This window comes from Maritalea porphyrae (genome assembly GCF_030159895.1).
In the GTDB taxonomy this organism is placed as follows: Bacteria; Pseudomonadota; Alphaproteobacteria; order Rhizobiales; family Devosiaceae; genus Maritalea; species Maritalea porphyrae.
The window spans coordinates 1,869,609-1,887,114 of record NZ_BSNI01000002.1; the positions used below are offsets into that span (position 1 = coordinate 1,869,609).

The 17,506-nt window shown below is 48.3% G+C and carries 21 protein-coding genes and 1 tRNA gene; 5 read left to right on the top strand and 17 right to left on the bottom strand.

The annotated features are described in order from the left end of the window. Positions 1 to 75 precede the first annotated feature (75 nt). The 3 genes from QQL65_RS12540 to QQL65_RS12550 all read right to left on the bottom strand — a co-directional run bounded on the left by QQL65_RS12540 (position 76) and on the right by QQL65_RS12550 (position 2,974). Positions 76 to 849, bottom strand: coding sequence for an SDR family NAD(P)-dependent oxidoreductase (locus tag QQL65_RS12540; RefSeq protein WP_284365075.1), 774 nt, complete (start codon positions 847 to 849; stop codon positions 76 to 78). Then, on the bottom strand, positions 846 to 2,372 hold the full coding sequence (locus tag QQL65_RS12545) for an ArnT family glycosyltransferase (RefSeq protein WP_284365077.1): 1,527 nt from the start codon (positions 2,370 to 2,372) through the stop codon (positions 846 to 848). Before QQL65_RS12545 ends, QQL65_RS12540 begins: the two co-directional genes overlap by 4 nt. Before the next feature lie 68 nt (positions 2,373 to 2,440). After that, complete coding sequence (locus tag QQL65_RS12550; protein ID WP_284365078.1) at positions 2,441 to 2,974, bottom strand: NuoB/complex I 20 kDa subunit family protein; 534 nt, start codon at positions 2,972 to 2,974, stop codon at positions 2,441 to 2,443. A gap of 70 nt (positions 2,975 to 3,044) precedes the next feature. Here QQL65_RS12550 and QQL65_RS12555 point away from each other — a divergent pair, with 70 nt between their 5' ends. Then, on the top strand, positions 3,045 to 3,956 hold the full coding sequence (locus tag QQL65_RS12555) for a helix-turn-helix domain-containing protein (RefSeq protein ID WP_284365080.1): 912 nt from the start codon (positions 3,045 to 3,047) through the stop codon (positions 3,954 to 3,956). On the opposite strand, the gene QQL65_RS12560 is transcribed toward QQL65_RS12555, so the two are convergent. The 4 genes from QQL65_RS12560 to QQL65_RS12575 form a co-directional block, all read right to left on the bottom strand. Beyond that, on the bottom strand, positions 3,950 to 5,461 hold the full coding sequence (locus QQL65_RS12560) for an ArnT family glycosyltransferase (protein WP_284365084.1): 1,512 nt from the start codon (positions 5,459 to 5,461) through the stop codon (positions 3,950 to 3,952). The two genes, QQL65_RS12555 and QQL65_RS12560, sit on opposite strands and share 7 nt — an antisense overlap. Positions 5,462 to 5,593: 132 nt before the next feature. Beyond that, positions 5,594 to 5,669: transfer RNA gene (locus QQL65_RS12565), tRNA-Glu, on the bottom strand. Positions 5,670 to 5,786: 117 nt separating this feature from the next. Continuing rightward, positions 5,787 to 6,236 (bottom strand): YcbK family protein, encoded by a 450-nt coding sequence (locus QQL65_RS12570; RefSeq protein WP_284365085.1) that lies wholly within the window; start codon positions 6,234 to 6,236, stop codon positions 5,787 to 5,789. Between the two features lie 107 nt (positions 6,237 to 6,343). After that, positions 6,344 to 6,760: a VOC family protein gene (locus QQL65_RS12575; protein WP_284365088.1), complete on the bottom strand. Its 417-nt coding sequence runs from the start codon at positions 6,758 to 6,760 to the stop codon at positions 6,344 to 6,346. A 278-nt stretch (positions 6,761 to 7,038) separates the two neighbouring features. On the opposite strand from QQL65_RS12575, the gene QQL65_RS12580 reads away from it, so the two are divergent. Together QQL65_RS12580 and QQL65_RS12585 are read left to right on the top strand one after the other, a co-directional pair. Beyond that, positions 7,039 to 7,656, top strand: a complete 618-nt coding sequence (locus QQL65_RS12580) for a cold-shock protein (RefSeq protein WP_284365090.1) — start codon at positions 7,039 to 7,041, stop codon at positions 7,654 to 7,656. A 2-nt stretch (positions 7,657 to 7,658) separates the two neighbouring features. Next, a complete protein-coding gene (locus QQL65_RS12585) occupies positions 7,659 to 8,126 on the top strand; it encodes a DUF192 domain-containing protein (RefSeq protein WP_284365091.1) in 468 nt (155 codons plus the stop codon). Here QQL65_RS12585 and QQL65_RS12590 read toward each other — a convergent pair. The 4 genes from QQL65_RS12590 to QQL65_RS12605 form a co-directional block, all read right to left on the bottom strand. Beyond that, the gene (locus QQL65_RS12590; protein WP_284365093.1) at positions 8,123 to 9,259 is read right to left on the bottom strand and encodes an ABC transporter permease; all 1,137 of its coding nucleotides are present in this window, start codon (positions 9,257 to 9,259) and stop codon (positions 8,123 to 8,125) included. The genes QQL65_RS12585 and QQL65_RS12590 overlap by 4 nt on opposite strands. Next, on the bottom strand, positions 9,256 to 10,173 hold the full coding sequence (locus QQL65_RS12595) for an ABC transporter ATP-binding protein (RefSeq protein WP_284365095.1): 918 nt from the start codon (positions 10,171 to 10,173) through the stop codon (positions 9,256 to 9,258). Before QQL65_RS12595 ends, QQL65_RS12590 begins: the two co-directional genes overlap by 4 nt. Then, positions 10,170 to 11,042 carry an HlyD family secretion protein gene (locus QQL65_RS12600; protein WP_348529149.1) on the bottom strand — a complete coding sequence of 291 codons (873 nt, stop codon included), beginning with the start codon at positions 11,040 to 11,042 and terminating at the stop codon, positions 10,170 to 10,172. Before QQL65_RS12600 ends, QQL65_RS12595 begins: the two co-directional genes overlap by 4 nt. Before the next feature lie 77 nt (positions 11,043 to 11,119). Further along, positions 11,120 to 11,806 carry a CerR family C-terminal domain-containing protein gene (locus QQL65_RS12605; protein ID WP_284365098.1) on the bottom strand — a complete coding sequence of 229 codons (687 nt, stop codon included), beginning with the start codon at positions 11,804 to 11,806 and terminating at the stop codon, positions 11,120 to 11,122. A gap of 197 nt (positions 11,807 to 12,003) precedes the next feature. Between QQL65_RS12605 and QQL65_RS12610 the strand changes: the two genes are divergently transcribed. After that, the gene (locus QQL65_RS12610) at positions 12,004 to 12,192 is read left to right on the top strand and encodes a hypothetical protein (protein ID WP_284365100.1); all 189 of its coding nucleotides are present in this window, start codon (positions 12,004 to 12,006) and stop codon (positions 12,190 to 12,192) included. Between the two features lie 15 nt (positions 12,193 to 12,207). On the opposite strand, the gene QQL65_RS12615 is transcribed toward QQL65_RS12610, so the two are convergent. The 5 genes from QQL65_RS12615 to QQL65_RS12635 all read right to left on the bottom strand — a co-directional run bounded on the left by QQL65_RS12615 (position 12,208) and on the right by QQL65_RS12635 (position 16,434). Further along, entirely contained in the window at positions 12,208 to 12,615 is a 408-nt protein-coding gene (locus tag QQL65_RS12615; RefSeq protein ID WP_284365101.1) for a LuxR C-terminal-related transcriptional regulator, read from the bottom strand. Between the two features lie 89 nt (positions 12,616 to 12,704). Next, positions 12,705 to 13,424, bottom strand: coding sequence for a helix-turn-helix transcriptional regulator (locus QQL65_RS12620; protein WP_284365103.1), 720 nt, complete (start codon positions 13,422 to 13,424; stop codon positions 12,705 to 12,707). Positions 13,425 to 13,618: 194 nt separating this feature from the next. Then, on the bottom strand, positions 13,619 to 15,529 hold the full coding sequence (locus QQL65_RS12625) for a monovalent cation:proton antiporter-2 (CPA2) family protein (RefSeq protein WP_284365106.1): 1,911 nt from the start codon (positions 15,527 to 15,529) through the stop codon (positions 13,619 to 13,621). Beyond that, the gene (locus QQL65_RS12630) at positions 15,529 to 16,140 is read right to left on the bottom strand and encodes an NAD(P)H-dependent oxidoreductase (RefSeq protein WP_284365108.1); all 612 of its coding nucleotides are present in this window, start codon (positions 16,138 to 16,140) and stop codon (positions 15,529 to 15,531) included. Before QQL65_RS12630 ends, QQL65_RS12625 begins: the two co-directional genes overlap by 1 nt. Positions 16,141 to 16,263: 123 nt before the next feature. Continuing rightward, a complete protein-coding gene (locus QQL65_RS12635) occupies positions 16,264 to 16,434 on the bottom strand; it encodes a hypothetical protein (protein WP_284365110.1) in 171 nt (56 codons plus the stop codon). Positions 16,435 to 16,686: 252 nt separating this feature from the next. On the opposite strand from QQL65_RS12635, the gene QQL65_RS12640 reads away from it, so the two are divergent. Further along, the gene (locus QQL65_RS12640) at positions 16,687 to 17,178 is read left to right on the top strand and encodes a hypothetical protein (RefSeq protein WP_284365113.1); all 492 of its coding nucleotides are present in this window, start codon (positions 16,687 to 16,689) and stop codon (positions 17,176 to 17,178) included. A 72-nt stretch (positions 17,179 to 17,250) separates the two neighbouring features. On the opposite strand, the gene QQL65_RS12645 is transcribed toward QQL65_RS12640, so the two are convergent. Beyond that, positions 17,251 to 17,505 (bottom strand): GlsB/YeaQ/YmgE family stress response membrane protein, encoded by a 255-nt coding sequence (locus tag QQL65_RS12645; RefSeq protein WP_284365115.1) that lies wholly within the window; start codon positions 17,503 to 17,505, stop codon positions 17,251 to 17,253. Between the last annotated feature and the right edge of the window lies 1 nt (position 17,506).

Here is a 17,506-nt window from a genome sequence, read left to right on the forward strand (position 1 = left end):
TTTACCGAACTCTGGCTAGCCCAATGCCAACAAGGTGGCCACGTCACGGAAGCGACATCAAGGCGACAATGCCCGTCAGTTCCGGGGCTGATGCTTGTCAACCGACTTGACGAGTTTAGACATAACCCAATGGTACAAGTGGTCAGGCAGCATCCCCAGCAGGCGCATCGGCCACATTAGCCGGCGAGGGAACGCCACCCTGAAGCGAGATGGTTTTCGCATTCCGCGCATTATACGATCTGTTGCCTCATCAACGGACATCAAGAATGGCATCGGAAATTCGTTTTTTTGCGTGAGTTCCGTGTCAACAAAACCCGGCAGAATAAGCTGCACGTTTATCGAATAGATTGACAGCTCAATTTTGAGCTGCTCGGCGAGATAGTGGAGTGCAGATTTGATGACACCATAGCTACCGGTGCCGGGTAGGGCACGAAACCCTACCGGAGAACCAATGAATGCAATATGACCTGACTTCCGCTCTTTCATCGACGAGAGAATGGGTTCAAGCGCTGCTGTTACACCAAGTAGACCAATAGCCATGCCTTTTGTAGCACGGTCGTGAAATCCGAGTGTTTCACCACCATGCACCGCGCAAAACACGATCAAATCGAGATGGCCAAATCTATCAAGAATTTCATTGGCGCAGGCGGTCGTTGCATCGTGGTCAGCAACATCTAATGCGAACGCATGCATTTTTGGTTGGTGCGAAACCATTTCCTGCAATCGCTCAGCCCGGCGCGCTGAAATCGCGACTTGATACCCTTCGTTGGCTAATCGCGTTGCAAGCGCAGCACCTAGTCCAGAGCTTGCGCCAATTACCCAGGCTGTTTTCTCTGGTGCGTCAATCATTCATCCGCAATCAGATTTGTGTTGCGCGGTTTGTAGTTTGTCCCAAGATACAATTCGTAAGTCAGTAATTCGTAGCCAAACCGCTCTACGGTGAACTCTCCAATTTTTTCAAGCGTCTCAAACCGTTTCTGTGTTTCCCCCATGTGCCCAAATTCATCCTGCAATATTAGGCCAGTGCCACCAGCAATTCTGGCGCGATCCTCCCAAATATCGAATTGAGAAGGGCGAACTTCTATTGCAGTGATGTCAGTGCGTTGCATGGCAAACGAGAGCTGAGAAGCTGACTGAAAGCGCGTTGCAGCCACAAAATCAGTCTTGTGCTTTTGTTCCGCCTGTTCGACAAAATCAGCAATCTCGTGCCAGCCATACACGGTGGCCGCTTCGATGTCGCGTTGCCCCAGCACGTTTGCAATTGGTACAATAGTGTAGTTCGCACACACAAGGCTGATAACAACCACGCCGAACCAAATATGCGAAAGCGCTAGCCATTTGCGCATTGCCAGCACCGGCAGCATCACAAGCATCAAAATGTAAGAAAGATCACTCCAATACCAGAGCGTAAATGAAAACAGCGAGATGAACATGAAGGTGCCAGTAGACATTACCGTCACCAAACGCGCGAGCCATATCCCGACGCCGAAAAAGTCAGCATTTGTAGATTGTCGGAACAAGCGAACGAACGGTGGCACAAGGAATGGTCCGAACAACAGTAGCGTCACCAGAACGAAATTGAAGAAGCTGTCAGAATTAAACTCGCTCAGCCATTGGGCGCCATGCCGATCATTGAAATGAAAGCCAAAGGACGCAAAATCCTTGTTCAGATTCCAAATCAGAGTTGGCGTTTGCATTGCAATGGTGAGGGTACCTGCCAAGTAAATGTGTGGCTTTGCCAACAAATGCCGCAGTTTGGGATGCCCAATCACCAAAATCGCAATCGCTAACCCCATAAACACCGCGCTATATTTCGTTAGCCCCGCAAGCCCCAAAAAGAACGCGCCAAGATAGAGATGGGAATGTGAACCGGCCTTGTTCTGTGCTTCGTCGCCAAGATAGCAAGTGAAGAAGTACATTGCGGCCAATGAAACAAAAATCAGCAGATGGTCGTGATAGACTAGGGTGGACCAAACGAATAGTGTTGGTGAGGCAGCGATCATCAATGTAAGGAAAAGAAATACGCGATGTTGATGCTGTGGCAATATCCGTCCCGCGTAGGCCCACAAAACCCACAATGAGCCGACGGCAGTCAAAACTGATGCAATACGTAGTCCAAACAAGGATGTGCCAAAAACCGCGTCAGTGAGCCCTAGAAGCCATCCAGCCAGCCCTGGGTGGTCGAAATAGGATAGGGCAAGGTTTTGGCCCCACAGCCAATAGTAGGCTTCATCGCCCAATGGTTGCATTAAGAAGCTAGCTGCAAATTTCACCAGCGCTAGATACAAGAGCACCCCAATCATAAACCGAACAGAAAGCCCAGCTGTTGCCGATTCAAGTATCAGTTTGTCGTTTGGCCGCTTGTCCGCCATACTCGCCTCATATGCCCAAAACTACATGACAGCTCTATAGGCGGTTTCAACAATTAGGGCCAGAGCAACTATCTCTCGATTGTGCCGGTGCGCCGGATCTTTTTTTGCAGCAACAAAACCGCATACATCAATGCTTCAGCTGTTGGCGGACAACCTGGCACATAGATGTCTACCGGGATTATGCGGTCGCAACCACGCACCGTCGAATACGAGTAGTGGTAATATCCGCCCCCGTTTGCACAAGATCCCATGGAAATGACGTATCGTGGCTCTGCCATTTGGTCGTAAACTTTGCGCAAAGCTGGTGCCATTTTGTTGGTAACGGTGCCTGCAACAATCATAAGGTCCGCTTGTCTAGGTGTGCCTGGAAATGCCATGCCAAGGCGTTCAAAATCGTATCTTGGCGTCAAGAATTGCATCATTTCAACCGCGCAGCAGGCCAAGCCAAAACTCAGCAAATGAAGTGAGCCGGTTCGTGCCCAATTTATCAACGCGGATGCGCTGGTGACAACATGTCCTTTGTCGGCCAATTCGTTTGAAAACAGCTCCCAATTGTCACCATGTATCGAATCTTTATTCGTGAGGTTGTTTTGATGGTTCATGATTTCGCTCCGCTGTGTTTTGCGACAGAACTTGTGAAAATCATGTGTTTGGGTATAGAACGAATGCGACATGTTTGATGATAGTTTCGTTGAAAGAGAAGTGATTGGACGCGCCGATAAATCGAAGGCAAAAGCCAAACTTCTGTGGCCAGATACGCCACTTGCTTCTTGCATTGCCACGGGTGTTGTGCGGGATACGCGCGGCGCAAATCTATGTTTTGAGGACCGATACAACAACTTCTCGACATCTCCTTACTGCGCCCTGTCTTGGATTGTAGAGGGTACTGTTCGGGTGTCGAACAATTCGACTGGAATCGATCCGCGAGAATGGCCCTTGATGCCGAAAGTCGCCGTTAGTGGGCCCACCGATACGCCAACGGTCTCTTGGAACGACGCTGATGTATTTGCTGTTACAATAGGGTTTTTGCCTGACGCATGGTTTGCGCTAACCGGCATATCTGCAGCCAAGGTTGCAAATGAGATTTTTGACGCGCATGAATTTCTTCCACCAGAATTCGCACCAAGTTTAAAATGCTTTTCGCCAACTGAAGATGTTGATGAGGGGTTTCAAAGGCTTCAAGACTGCCTAATTCCAATTTGGCGTCGAAACCGGCCCACACATGCGATCATTCCGAACGATTTATCAGACTGGATCAATCGTGGATTGGCGAAACTTGCGACCAATGGGGTTGGCAAATCAACCCGCCAGTTGCAACGAAGAATCAAGCAATGGACTGGACTAACACGGCGCGAAATTCAAGCGCATAGCAGAGGCGAAGAGCTTTATAAGAGTTTCTTGGCGTCACGCGGCGATACAAGCTTCAGTATCTCGCAACTTGCTGCAGAACACGGCTATGCTGATCAGTCCCATTTGGGTCGAGACGTCAAACGCATTACCGGCATGTCGCCGAAACAAATAGACGACCTCTTCGACCATGAGGAGCGTTTTTGGTACTATCGACTGCTCAAGGATTTCTATTGATCCTGTGGTGGTATGAAACCTTCACCGAGATAGAATTCGTAGGTTGAGACTACTCTGTCCATTCTTACGATTTGATAATCCTCAATCTTCCTTACAGACCTGAACTTGTCTGTTATGTCTTCAAGTTCGCCAAACCGGTCGTGCAAAATCAAAGCGTTTGCGCCAGCAGGTAGGTTCTTGCGGTCAACAAAATTGTAGTGGGACACTTTGTCGGAAAGATCATAGATATCAACATTGTCCATCGCGAAGCCGAGGTTCCCGGTACCTTGGTATGTCGTTGTTGCCAAATATTCTGGGGCAATATTTTGAACATGGTGTTCTGTGCGCCGAGCCAATTCCGGCCAACCAATCATGCGTGCACTTTCAGGTTCAGTTGCACCAGTTAAGTAGGCAACAGGCATGACTGTAACGGTAAACAGACCAACTAAAGTGACCAATATGCCAAAAATAACATGCCCCCAAACAACCCACATGTGTCTAATAAGCAGCGGCAAATATACGAGCATCAAAGTGTAAGCGACACAGTTCCAATACCAGTGAACCGACCCGCGGGTCGAAAGGTAGGTGAAGGTCACTAGGGAAGTCAGTATGACAGCTCTCGCGATCCAGACACCGAATTCAACGAATGCATCATCGTTTTTAAATGGCATGAATAGTGCAATCATTGGAATGACCATCAGCGGCCCAAAATATAGCAAGGTGGAATAAATATACCGCAAGAATGTAGCTGCATGAAATTGAACATCACGTCCATCTTCGAACCTCGTGCTCACATGAAGTTTGAATGACAAGAAATCGTTGCCAATATTCCAAAGCAGTAACGGTGTGAGACACAAAACGGTTACGATTCCCGCAGCGTAGATGTGCTTTTTAAGAAGCATCAGGCGCAGTTTGGGATGCAATACAACAAGACCCGCCACTGCGACGCCCATAAATGCGGCATTGTATTTGGTAAGGCCCGCAAGGCCCAATAGAATAGCGGCAACATAAAGAGACCGCACTCTCGCATTCTTATCTCTGGCAAATGCTGCAAAATAGTCAGCGAAGTAATAAGCTGCACCTAAGCTTAAAAATATCAACAAATGATCATTATAGACGATTGTTGACCAAACGAGCAGCGTTGGCGCACCCAAGAACACAACGACTGTCAGCAGGAGGTGGAGCCCAGGCGCCTGCGGTGAAAGCCTTTTTGCGAACAGCCAAAAAAACCAAAGAGTGCCAGCAAAACTGATAAATGTTCCAGCGCGTAAGCCAACGACGTTTGTACCAAAAACAGCGTCGGTTATACCTATCAGCCAAACGTTTAGTGGAGGGTGGTCATAGTAGGACAATGCAAGCATTTGTGACCAAGTCCAATAATAGGCCTCGTCGGCTGCGACCTCGGCAAAAAACGCGAATGCTAGTTTTAGGGTGAACAATATAGCAAGCATTGCAATTAGCGGTTTTGGCGAAACCCAAGTGTGAAACGAGGTATTGACTGCAAAGTCACTGTTTTGATTTGGCACAGGCATCTCTTTGGATAATTTGTGCGACTGAATTAGCTTAGTTTGATTTGAATGACTAGCTTTCGTACCGCTAAACACAAAAAAACCGGCCATAAAGGCCGGCTTCTTGTTTCGCCCAACTCATCAAAGAGTTGGCGCGCCCTACGGGACTCGAACCCGTGTTTCCGCCGTGAAAGGGCGGCGTCCTAGACCGCTAGACGAAGGGCGCTAGCGAACTGTGTGGACCGTATATTGACGTTCATCGAAAGACGCAAGAGGCAATTTCATTTTTTTGAACTTTTTTCCAAAAAAGTCTGATTTTTCAATCGGAACCCGTGGAAAAAACTCAACATCCCTTAAACATTACGGGTTGCCGATAGCCGTTTGGCCGCTTGCGAATGTCTACGTGTATGAACTTACGACCCGGATAGCAGCCAAGACCGCCCACCTCACCAGTTTTTTTCATAAAGGCAATTAGTTTTGACTTTGAAACGCCGGGAATGAAAACGTCTGCTGCCATACATTTCTGGTGATAGGAGCCCCAAGCACCGCCAACTTTCCAATTGTGAAATGGATTGCGATAGCCCGATGTTACAACCGCTGCGCGCTTGAAATGCATTTCTGCTTTCCACAACACAAAGCGAAGCTTTGGAAGCAAGCAAAATGTTTGCACCTTTGAGTGCTCAACATAAAGTCCATACTTTTTGTTGTAATTCGTTCCGCCGGTAAATCCGCCCATAGATGCGCAGCCTGCCAGCACACTGACACTAAGTAAAAGAGCAATAAGAACGCGCATGAAACGGCTCGCAAAAATGGAAAACGAGCCGTTAAGATAGACTGGCGATGACTAACCGCCAGTCAATGAGAATAGTTAAGATTTTATCTTTTTGAATAAATCCTCGTTTACCATTCGCCTACATTTGGCATGGATGCCCAAGGTTCTTTTGGCTCCAGATCGCCTTCTTGCAGTAGCTCAACTGAAATATTGTCAGGTGAGCGAACAAAGGCCATGTGCCCGTCGCGTGGTGGGCGGTTGATTGTGTATCCCATATCCTGCAGGTGCGCGCACAAGGCATAAATGTCTTTCACACGATAGGCGAGGTGACCAAAGTTGCGCCCGCCATCATATCCCTTTTCGTCCCAGTTATGGGTAAGTTCAATTTCACCGCCGTCATCACCTGGCGCGGCCAAAAAGATAAGCGTAAAGCGACCTTTTTCATTGTCATAGCGACGTGTTTCAGTGAGGCCCAGACCTTCGCAATAGAACCGCAAACTCTCGTCTACATCTGATACGCGCACCATTGTGTGCAAATATTTCATCTTGATTCCTCTCGTGACTATCGGGGACTACCCTGCGGATTATTGCGTATTTGGCAACAATTGCGATACTTGAATGTGAATAACTCTCAAATACTTATCTGATTGAAGGGCCAACGTTTTTGCGCGTATTGCAATTTAGACGTGCATGTTGTTTGCTTGAATGGTTAATGAATTCTAATTATTTACTTAACAAATTGCGATGAATCGGACAAACTTAGAACTTAGTAAGGTGTACCCTGTTTGTGGTGGGACAGGCGAGACAGAAGGACATGGCGATTATGGGGGCCAAATTCACAGCCGATGTAGACAGTGATGTCGAGTACGAAGGCCAGGAGCCATCGACCGGTAGCGCTAGTGAAGCAATAAAAGATCCAACTGTAGACGTTATTGAAATTGCCGGCTCAATTAAATGGTTTGATGTAGCCAAAGGTTTTGGTTTTATCGTGCCAGATAATGGCATGCCGGATGTGCTTGTTCATGTGACATGCTTGCGACGCGATGGCTTCAAGACAGCCTATGAAGGTGCGCGCATTGTTGTAGAAGCGCTAGATCGCCCGGGCGGCTTGCAGGCTTTCCGCATTTTGTCGATGGATGAATCGACGGCAAAGCATCCCGCGCAAATGGAACCTCCTAAAACGCATGTGGTCGTCGAGCCGACATCAAAGCTGGAACGATTGCAAGTAAAGTGGTTTAATCGGTTGCGCGGATTTGGTTTCTTGTCTGCAGGCGAGGGACATCCTGACATTTTCATCCATATGGAAACACTACGACGCTTCGGGTTAGCTGAGTTGCGTCCCGGTCAATATGTATTGGCTCGTTACGGCGATGGACCAAAAGGATTGATGGTTGCCGAAATACGGCCAGATGGATGGGGCGACGCACCGTCTTCGCACTAAATATGAATTCAACCTCCCTGAATTACCTGGCGCGCACACTGTGCGCCTTTTTTCTTTTCGCTTCGCTTTCGGCCTGTTTTGCGAGTGAAGAAAAACTCACGCTGATTTCCGAAAGTGGTGAGCATCATTTCAATATCGAGTTGGTGGATGACGATGCATCGCGCGCCCAAGGCTTGATGTTTCGCACCAACTTGGCAGACAACGCTGGCATGTTGTTCGATTTCCACGAAGAACGGCCCGTATCGTTCTGGATGCGCAATACGCTTATCCCGCTGGATATGATTTTTGTTAGGGCGGATGGCGTTATTGTCAACATCCATTCGAACGCACGGCCACAGGACCCAACACCCATCCCTTCAGCCGGGCCGGTTCGTTTTGTTTTTGAAATTGTTGGCGGCGGGGCGTTCAAGATCGGTCTGAAGGCTGGCGATAGATTAGTGCATCCGCGCGTTGTTCAATCGGCCAACTAGTCCAGTGTCTTGCGGAACCGCAATAGCGCAATTGTTGCAAAACCAAGAGTAAACAATAGCAAAACTGACATGGGTTTCTGCACAGCCTGGTAGTCAGCCCCTTTAAGCATGACCGCACGTACGACCCTCAGGAAATGGGTGAGGGGAAACATTTCGCCAATATATTGTGCCCAAATCGGCATGCCGCGAAATGGAAACATGAATCCGGAAAGTAAGAGCGAAGGCAAAAAGTAGAAGAAAGTCAGTTGCATCGCTTGCATTTGCGTCTTTGCGACGGTGGAAATGGTGTAGCCCAACAGCACTAGTGCAGATACGAAAATCAAAATACCCGTTAGCAATAGGGGCATCGAGCCTGCAAATGGCACATTGAACAGCAGTTTTGCCGCAATCAACACGACCGAGACCTGTACTGCACCGACCGCGAGATAGGGCAAAACCTTGCCCAACATGATCTCTAGCGACGTTGCCGGCATGGCAAGCAAGTTTTCCATTGTGCCGCGTTCCGTTTCTCGTGTCAGAGCCATGGATGTCATCATTACCATCGTCATCTGCAAAATCACGCCAAGAAGGCCGGGAACAATGTTGTATTGCGTTATGCCCTCCGGGTTGTATCTTTTGTGCACAACGACTTCTAATTGTTGGCCTTTTTGCCGCGCCAATTGTGCTTCTAACCCTTGCGCACGTGAAATAGCCTTTGAGGCGACAGAGCTAAGTGTCGAAATGGCGCCAGAGGCGACAGATGGGTCTGTTGCATCCGCTTCAACAAGGATTTGAGGGCGGTCGCCGCGTTCGATGCGCCGAGCAAAGTCCGAAGGTACGGTAACCACAAAAGAAACAGAGCCATCAGCGATCAAAGCCTCGGCCTCGGCTGGACTGACCGCAATGTGGCTAAATCGATAATAGCCAGTCATCTCTAACGCAGTCACCATTGCGCGTGTATATTGATCATGGGAGTTCGTGACTAAGGCAGCTGGCAACGCTTTTGGGTCATTGTTGATTGCAAATCCAAATAGGATAAGTTGCATCAAGGGTACGCCAAGCATCATGCCAAAAGTGATGTGGTCACGCCGCATTTGAATGGTTTCTTTAGCAAGCAGGGCAAGCAACCTGACGAGAGAGAAGAACCGGTTCATTGCATATTGTCCGCAGAATTGGCCATGAATTGAATGAACACGTCTTCAAGGCTGGTCTCGCCCAAATGATAGCTGTACGCAAGTTCATTTGAATGGCGCGCAAGTGTTTGAGATAACTGCTTTTCGTCTTGCCCAACAACATGCAAACTGTTGCCAAACGGCGCAACTTGGTCGACACCCGGAAGAGACTTCAACGCTTTTGCAACTGTGTTGATTTGCTGACCTTCCACCACAAATGTTGCCAAATGTGCGCCATCGATGACTTCTTGAACCGTCCCGCTAGCCAGCAGGTTGCCGTACGAAATGTAGTTGATGCGGTGGCATCGCTCGGCTTCGTCCATATAGTGAGTGGATACCAAAACTGTCATACCGTTGGCCGCAAGCGCATGTATTTCGTCCCAAAATTCACGTCGTGCTTTTGGGTCCACGCCAGCCGTTGGTTCATCCAGCAGAAGTAGTTTTGGCTTGTGCATTATGCACGCCGCAAGGGCCAATCGTTGCTTCCAACCGCCAGACAAACTTCCTGCAAGTTGATGCCTGCGGCTGGTGAGGCCGAGCGTATCCAACGTTTCACGTACATATTGCTTGTAGGGTGACAACTGGTGAAGTCGCGCGACAAAGTCCAAATTCTCTTCAATTGACAGGTCCTCATAAAAAGAGAACTTCTGCGTCATATAGCCGACTTGGTTTTTGATTTTGTGCTGTTCAGTCTTAAGGTCAAATCCAAGAACTGTGCCGCCGCCAGAATCTGCAGTGAGTAGGCCACACATAACGCGGATCGTTGTGGTCTTGCCTGATCCATTGGGCCCCAAGAACCCGGAAATCTCGCCTTCTGCCACGGACATCGTCACGTCATTTACGACGGTTTTGTCGCCATATCTTTTGACTAGATTCTGAACGTCTATGGCATTCATTGTTCTAAACTTGCCAAATCAACATTGACGATTTGGCCCGGCTTAAGTCTGAATGAGTGCTCGGTAGGCTTTGCCTCCACCAAAAACACCAGCTTCTGCCGGTTCTCAAGCGAGTAGATTACAGGCGGGGTAAATTCAGGTTCATTCGCAACATATGTGATTTCTGCGGTTAGATTATCTGGGCAGCCGTCACATTTGACCTCAAGAATAGAACCAACGTTCAAGGAAGCTATGTTAGCCTCTGGCACATAGACTTGAAGTGAAACGGCTCCGTCTGGCAGCAGCGATAAAACAGGTGCTTGCGGTCCAGCGATTTCGCCCTCATTTCGGATGATGTCAAATACAACGCCATCCTTTGTTGCTGACAAAACGCGTTTCGATAATCGCCATTCTGCATTGGCTAATGCAGCCTCTGCTTGCTTTACAGCGGCTTGGGCAACCGCAATCTCTTCAGGTCTGGCAGGAAGCCTTGCAACGGCGAGGTTCGCTTGCAGTTCACTGACGCGTGCAGCGCTAACATCTTTTTGTGTTGATGCAAGTTCCAGTCTCGCCTTGGCAATCACACCGCGGTCAAAGAGCGCTTTTTGGCGATCATATTCACGTAACGCCTCTTCTGCTTGTACCTGCGCAGACTGTAGCGAAGCATCAATTACCGCAATTTCTTCGGGTCGACGCCCGTGAGAGATGTTTTGAAGCGTATTTGTTGCTTGTGCCAAGCCCGCGCGCGCCTTTGCAACAGCAATTTCAGCGTCGCGCTGTTCAAGTTGCACCAAACTGTCGCCGGCATTGTATCTGTCGCCTCGAGACAGTTCGATCGATTCAATTTGCGCTATTTCTACCGGAGCAAGCAGCACAAATTGGCCTTCCACGTAACCAGACGCCAGAGGCAAGGGCGCAGCACAGGCGCTAAAAAGTGATGCAATGAAGGGCAGGTTGCACAGATCCATTACGTTTTGTTCCGTACACGCGCAGCAATAATCATGTCTTGCAGGTTTTGCAGAACCATTTCGCTGATCTGTTCGGCCTCAGGCTTGCCGATTCGTTCCCAGCCTAAGCGACGAACAACCAACGGTTCGCCAATTCGGAAATAGAGGGCTTGGCCCAAAACCGAAAAGACGCGCATGATTGTTTGAGAGTCTTCGGCGGGATCGCCTGTGGCGACGCTCCAAAGCCTGCAGAGTTTTTTGTGGAGTGGTTCCAACAGATGAGTGTAAATCTCATCAAGTACTTCACCTTGCTCTGAGACCTCTTGGAGGAGGAACGCCGCCATATTGCGCGAATTGGGGTGTGAAAGCATCAGTTTGATGACACTGCCAAGTGCATTAGATAGCTGCTCAGTCGCTTCATCAGGACTTAGGGCATCAGAATCGGGTAGAGCGCGCGCCGCAGTAGCCGCCACTAAGCTGGCAATGGAGCGAGCGCAAGCACGCCGCAGCCCTTCTTTTGATCCGAAATAATAAGATATCGAGCCGATATTGGCTTTTGCAGCTTTTGCAATTTCGCGGGTAGAAGTCGCGGCAAAGCCGTTTTTAGAAAAAAGCGAGATTGCTGTCTGCAACAATGCGTTCTTCGTATTGTCGTCCGCATTCGAGCCCTTATCAGACCGTGTGTGCGTACCTTCTTCTTCCCACATCAAAACAACCCTTAATCACCGATACTGCCGATTTTCGTTTCAATTCTCGCAATGAGCACCAATCCGATGTGCTTTGAGAGAGTTGATCAACCGGCACTCTTTGCATCTACAGAGAGAATTTAATCAAGTGTTTGAATAAAGTCAAACGATTGATTAAACCGATATCGCGTGGTGGCTTTTGATGGTCTGAAATTGATATGAGATGGGGCAGGGCCTATTTTGCTTCTCAAAAACAAAAGCATGTTGAGAAGTGGGAGCTGTTCAATCAGCTATTGCGCTTGGCTGCCAGCTCACAAAGCGCAATGATGCACATGGGGCTGACCCTGATTTTTACTCGTCGTCATTTGCGATGTGCCACTATGTATTTCCCAGAAGGTGCAGCATGATGACTTACTTTGCGGCTAACTCGCGGCGGCAATTCCTTCGCGCAGCCGGTCTGCTGATTGTCCGGACTCAATGAGTGTTTCAAGGACCGCGAAATATCGGGCCGCAACCACCATATTGCCAACTTCCATTTTTTGAATGAAACGCGATTTGTGCACATCAACTGTACGCGGGCTGATCTTAAGTTTTTCGCCGATTTGTACCGCTGTTAGACCCTCGATAACCTGTTCAAACACCTCGAACTCGCGTGTCGTTAAGCGTTCTAGCTTCCGAGCAAATAGTAAAAGCTCAAATGAGTCGGGGACGGGATTGGATCTATCGCGCTGAAGAATGGTTGAATTCTCATTCAACCAATTTACCAGCATCAGATGCCTGTCATCCTTGTCGCCTGACTTCTTGACTTTGTTAAGCTTCAACTCATTCATTTTTGTTCCCAATATTCAAAGTATGTATTTCACTGTAGTCGATTATGCAGCCAAGAGTAACTAATATCACTACCCCCAAATGGGGGAGGCTAAATTAGCCCTTGCCTAACTGCTGTAACTACAGTGTGGAGTTTGTTGCTGCATTGTAGTTTGCGCTGACAGTTCTGAAGATATGATTTTACTGAATGATCAGAAATTGACAGAATTTGCGCAGTCTCCCACACAGATTTGCCCTCTGCAGCCCATTTGAGCACCTCAAATTCGCGCATTGAAAGGTTGGCGCGTTTATTTTGCGGTTTTCGAATGTTTAGTGCAAGCGCGTTGAATTGATAAGCGAATAGGAACAGATGCGGCATGACTTCATTGCGCAATTCTATCCATTCTTTGTCCGGAACATCAGCATTAAATGACAGCGCACACAACTCACCCTGAGGTCCAAAAATAGGAATCGCAAATCCTTGTCGGCCCAAACCATGTTCAACGGATTCACCAAAAAAGGCACTTTCTTGCGGCGAATCGTGCTTTTCCGCCTCCCAGTCAAAAGGAGTAGGGCTATTCGCTGCCCGTTTAATGACAGGATCGATCACATGGTAGTTTTGGCTAAAATACCGCTGCAGCCAGTCTTCCGAATAGGTGGATATTGCGTCAAACGCTAAGCGTGGAGACTGCTTGCCTGGGTTTAGAATGCCGTAGGCAATGTGCTTACCATTGTATTTAGCGGCTGTTTTGTGCAAATGGCCGATGGCCTCCTCACGTGAGGAGAATTCAATGTCATCTGTAATAAATTGTTCTACAGAAAATCCGGCCATCAAATACACACAAAAATTTTTGATCGTTTGAAAATTATCAAGTGTGGAACATAGATCAATATATTCCTACGTCGAGCTATTTTTCACAAATTCGTTAATTAAAGTCCTTTTTTGCCCAATTCAACCTAACATTGTGAACAAAATGGGAGAAACGCATAGCATTTCTCCCCCGAAAATAGGATTCGATAGCTAGATTACTCTTCAACCTCTTCTGGCCGACGCCCTGGTGGCATCCACGCACGATCAATTGCGCCTTTGTGTCCTTTGGTGGAACCAACCATTGCGCGATCCATTTCGTCTCGCACTTCTTTTGCTTTCGCAATGTAGGGTTCATTTTCCAACACCGGAATGTCTGGATTATAAAGCGCCGCCATTTCACGAATGCCCCAAAGGTCCTGTTGAACAAATGCCGTCGATATCTTTTCAGCTTCATAGGGGTGCACGCCCAGACCTTCGAGGGCCGACCTGCCAGCGCGCACAGAACTATCAAATGTTTCCCTAATCATGTCGTTCGCGCCTGCGTAATACATGTCATAAACCGAATGGCGATCTTTGGCCCTTGCAACAATGTGAATATCAGGGCGGACCTGCCGAGCGTGTCGAACGATCTCTAGGGCGCGCTCTTCATCATCAATTGCAACAACGATCATTTTTGCTTCTTCAAGACCCGCAGCGTGCAATAAGTCTGGCCGGGAGGCGTCGCCAAAAAATGTCTTAACGCCAAAACGGCCAACTCGATCAACGGCTTCTGTGCTCAAATCCAAAACAACAGTTTTATAGCCATTGCCTAAAAGCATGCGATTTACCACTTGGCCAAATCGGCCAATTCCAGCAATGATCACGGTCCCTTGTTCTGAGATTTCGTCAGCCTCGCGTTCCTGATCTTGTGTTAGTTTTGGCAGCAACAATCGCTCGTAGCCGATAAACAGGGCCGGGGTGAGAAGCATCGAAAGCGCAACGACCAGCAAGAGTAGTTGAGAGAGTTCGCCCGAGATTACGCCGTTCTGAACAGTGAAGGACAATAGTACAAAGCCAAATTCACCGGCTTGAGCCAATCCCAATGTAAAAAGCCATTTGTCCGCGCCTTTGAGTTTGAACACGAGAGCAAGGCAGAACAGAACGGCCGCTTTGATTGCCATCAGGCCAACAGTAAGACCAATAACCAAGCCGAATTGCTCAAACAGATAGCCAAAGTTTATGCCTGCGCCAACCGTGATAAAGAATAGGCCGAGCAACAAGCCCTTGAACGGATCAATATCGCTTTCCAGTTCATGTCTAAACTCGGAGTTGGCCAAAACCACACCTGCCAGAAAAGTACCCAAGGCTGGCGAAAGGCCAACAAGCATCATCAAAAGGGCAATGCCGACAACCAACAGCAATGCAGCTGCTGTAAACACTTCGCGCAACTTCGCTCCGGCTATGAAACGGAAAAGGGGGCGTGACAAATAGTGTCCACCAACAACGACAGCAACAACAGCAAGAACCGTAACTCCAGCAACCTGCCAGCCCGCAAGCCCTTCAATGAGGCTCATTTCAGCCCCATGGCCGCCAGACCCACCATGGTCGTCATGGTGCATATGATCGACTAGCTCTTTAATGGCCAATAGCGGGATAAGCGCGAGCATTGGGATTACGGCGATGTCTTGGAATAGCAGTACCGAAAAGCTCGACTGGCCGCCATCACTCTTCATCAAGCCTTTTTCATTCAGCGTCTGCAACACAATCGCGGTAGAGGAAAGCGCAAACACAAGGCCAACGGCAATCGCGCTTTGCCATTGGACACCCAGTAAGTATGCGATGGTGCCAATTATTGTAGCTGTTGCGCCGACTTGTAGGCCGCCAAGGCCCAGCAGTCTATTGCGCATGTCCCACAAGGCTTTGGGCTCAAGCTCCAAGCCAACCAGGAATAGCATCATAACAACGCCAAATTCGGCAAAGTGCTGAATATCTTGGGTTTCAGAACCCACAAGGCCAATCACCGGGCCGATTACAATACCTGCAATCAAATAACCTAGAACCGAGCCCAGCCCTAAGCGCTTGGCAATTGGTACCGCAATCACGGCCGCACAAAGATACACGAATGCTTGAAACAACAATCCAGACATTATTGTACGCCTTCCAAAATGGGGAGCTCTTCGATGTTTAGCAATGGCTGATTTTGCGCAGCTTCGTAGTCAAAAGTTTCGTCACGAAGGGCAGTAAGCAAATGCGAATACGCTGTTGAATGATCGTCCAAACGACCATCGTTGCTCGCTCGTAGTGAAGCAAACAATGCCAATGGTGGCAAATATCGCATGGAGCAGAGATTGGCGGTTTGCTCAAGCGGCGTTAGAAATGTCTGCAAACTATGTTTGTTGTAACCCTCATCTTGATAGGCGTGCTCTGGCCCACCAACGGTAACAACCGGCATAAGGCATTTGCCTGCCAATGCCTTGCCACCTTCACCATAGGCAAAACCATACTCAAGCACCAAATCCTGCCATTCTTTCAAAATGGACGGCGTCGAATACCACATTAGAGGGAACTGAAAGATAATTATGTCGTGGGCGAGCAGCTGTTCTTGCTCTTTGTCGATTTCAATTTTGAACCGCGGATACCGGGCGTAAAGATCAACAAATGTAACATCATTCAAAGACTGCGCTGCGGCGATCATCTGCTTGTTCGCAGTTGAGTGTCGCGGCGCTGGATGTGCGTAGAGCACCAGAATCGATTTCATGATTTCTCCCCAAACTCCATCTCACGATATGAGCTTGGGAAGGATTTGGAAAGTACCAAGAATTTGGCAGAATCCTGAGCAAGATTCTGCACATTTGCACCTGAGTAAATGACTAGTTTTGAGCTAGGTGCCAATTACAGGCGCAAAATAGCTCCCTAAATAATAGGGCCATACAATTAAGCCTAAAAGCCCGCTCCAGAAGCCCAGTTTCAAATATCCGACTGTAAACAGCCATCCGATAAACCATAGCATTCCTGTGCCGCTATGCTGCGTAATATTGATTTTGCGTTCCATTACTAAGTTCCCTTTGCAAAAACACCTCGGAATATGCAGTGTTACTGTTATCAATAAAAAGGAAATAGTAATTGAGAGAGGTCAATTCAAGAGTATTGGTTGGTCCAATATTGTCAAAGGATGATTTCTGCTTGAGTTAAAAATCTAGTTGTTTGTTTTTCATTTACAAAAGCAAATGACCAAATAATAAGATCAAATGCGCCGCATTAAACGGCGAGGGATTCGTCGAAAAGACGATAAAGGGAGCAAAACATGTACAAACAACTTTTTGGTGCCATCGCGATTGCGGGGCTGGCATTTACTGTGCCTTTGGCGGCGCAGGAACTTACCGCTTGGGATCAGGTTGCCGGCTGGGATGTGATGGTCGATCCATCATTGGGCAATGGCTGTCTCATACAAGCCGCATATCAAGACGGATCTGTCGTGCGCATTGGTTTCGATCGCATCAATGAATCTGGCTATCTCACCGCGTTCAATGAAAGCTGGGGCGAAATCGTTGAAGGCGAAACCTATGCCGTTGGGTTCGCGCTGGACGATGAGGCCTATGAAGGTGAAGCAAAAGGTATCTATCTAAATGGCGTACCAGGCGCTGATATCGCTTTCACCAATACTGAATTCCTGTGGGACTTGGCGAAAAAGTACACGCTAACTCTGTATAACGATGGCGAAGAGGTTATGGCGATTGATCTTGAAGGCTCATATGCCGCTCTAGAAGCCGCTGTGGAGTGTCAAGAAGAACAATAGGCCGCTGCTTAAGTCGGAGCATTGTTGCTTTAATCAATGAACCCGCCAACAATTTGGCGGGTTCTTTTTGTTTTAAAGATCTTTGATGATTTTAATCAGGAAAAGCAGCACTACAGCACCAATCGTTGCGCGGATGATTGCACCAAATATTCCTGCGCTAATAATTATACCTAGCGAAGGCAACAAGATGCCAGCGACAAACGCGCCAACAATGCCAACAACCATGTTGCCCAAAAGGCCGAATCCAAACCCTTTGACGATTTTGCCCGCGAGCCAGCCCGCAATTGCGCCGACAAATAGAAAGGCGAGTAAGCTACCAATGCCCATG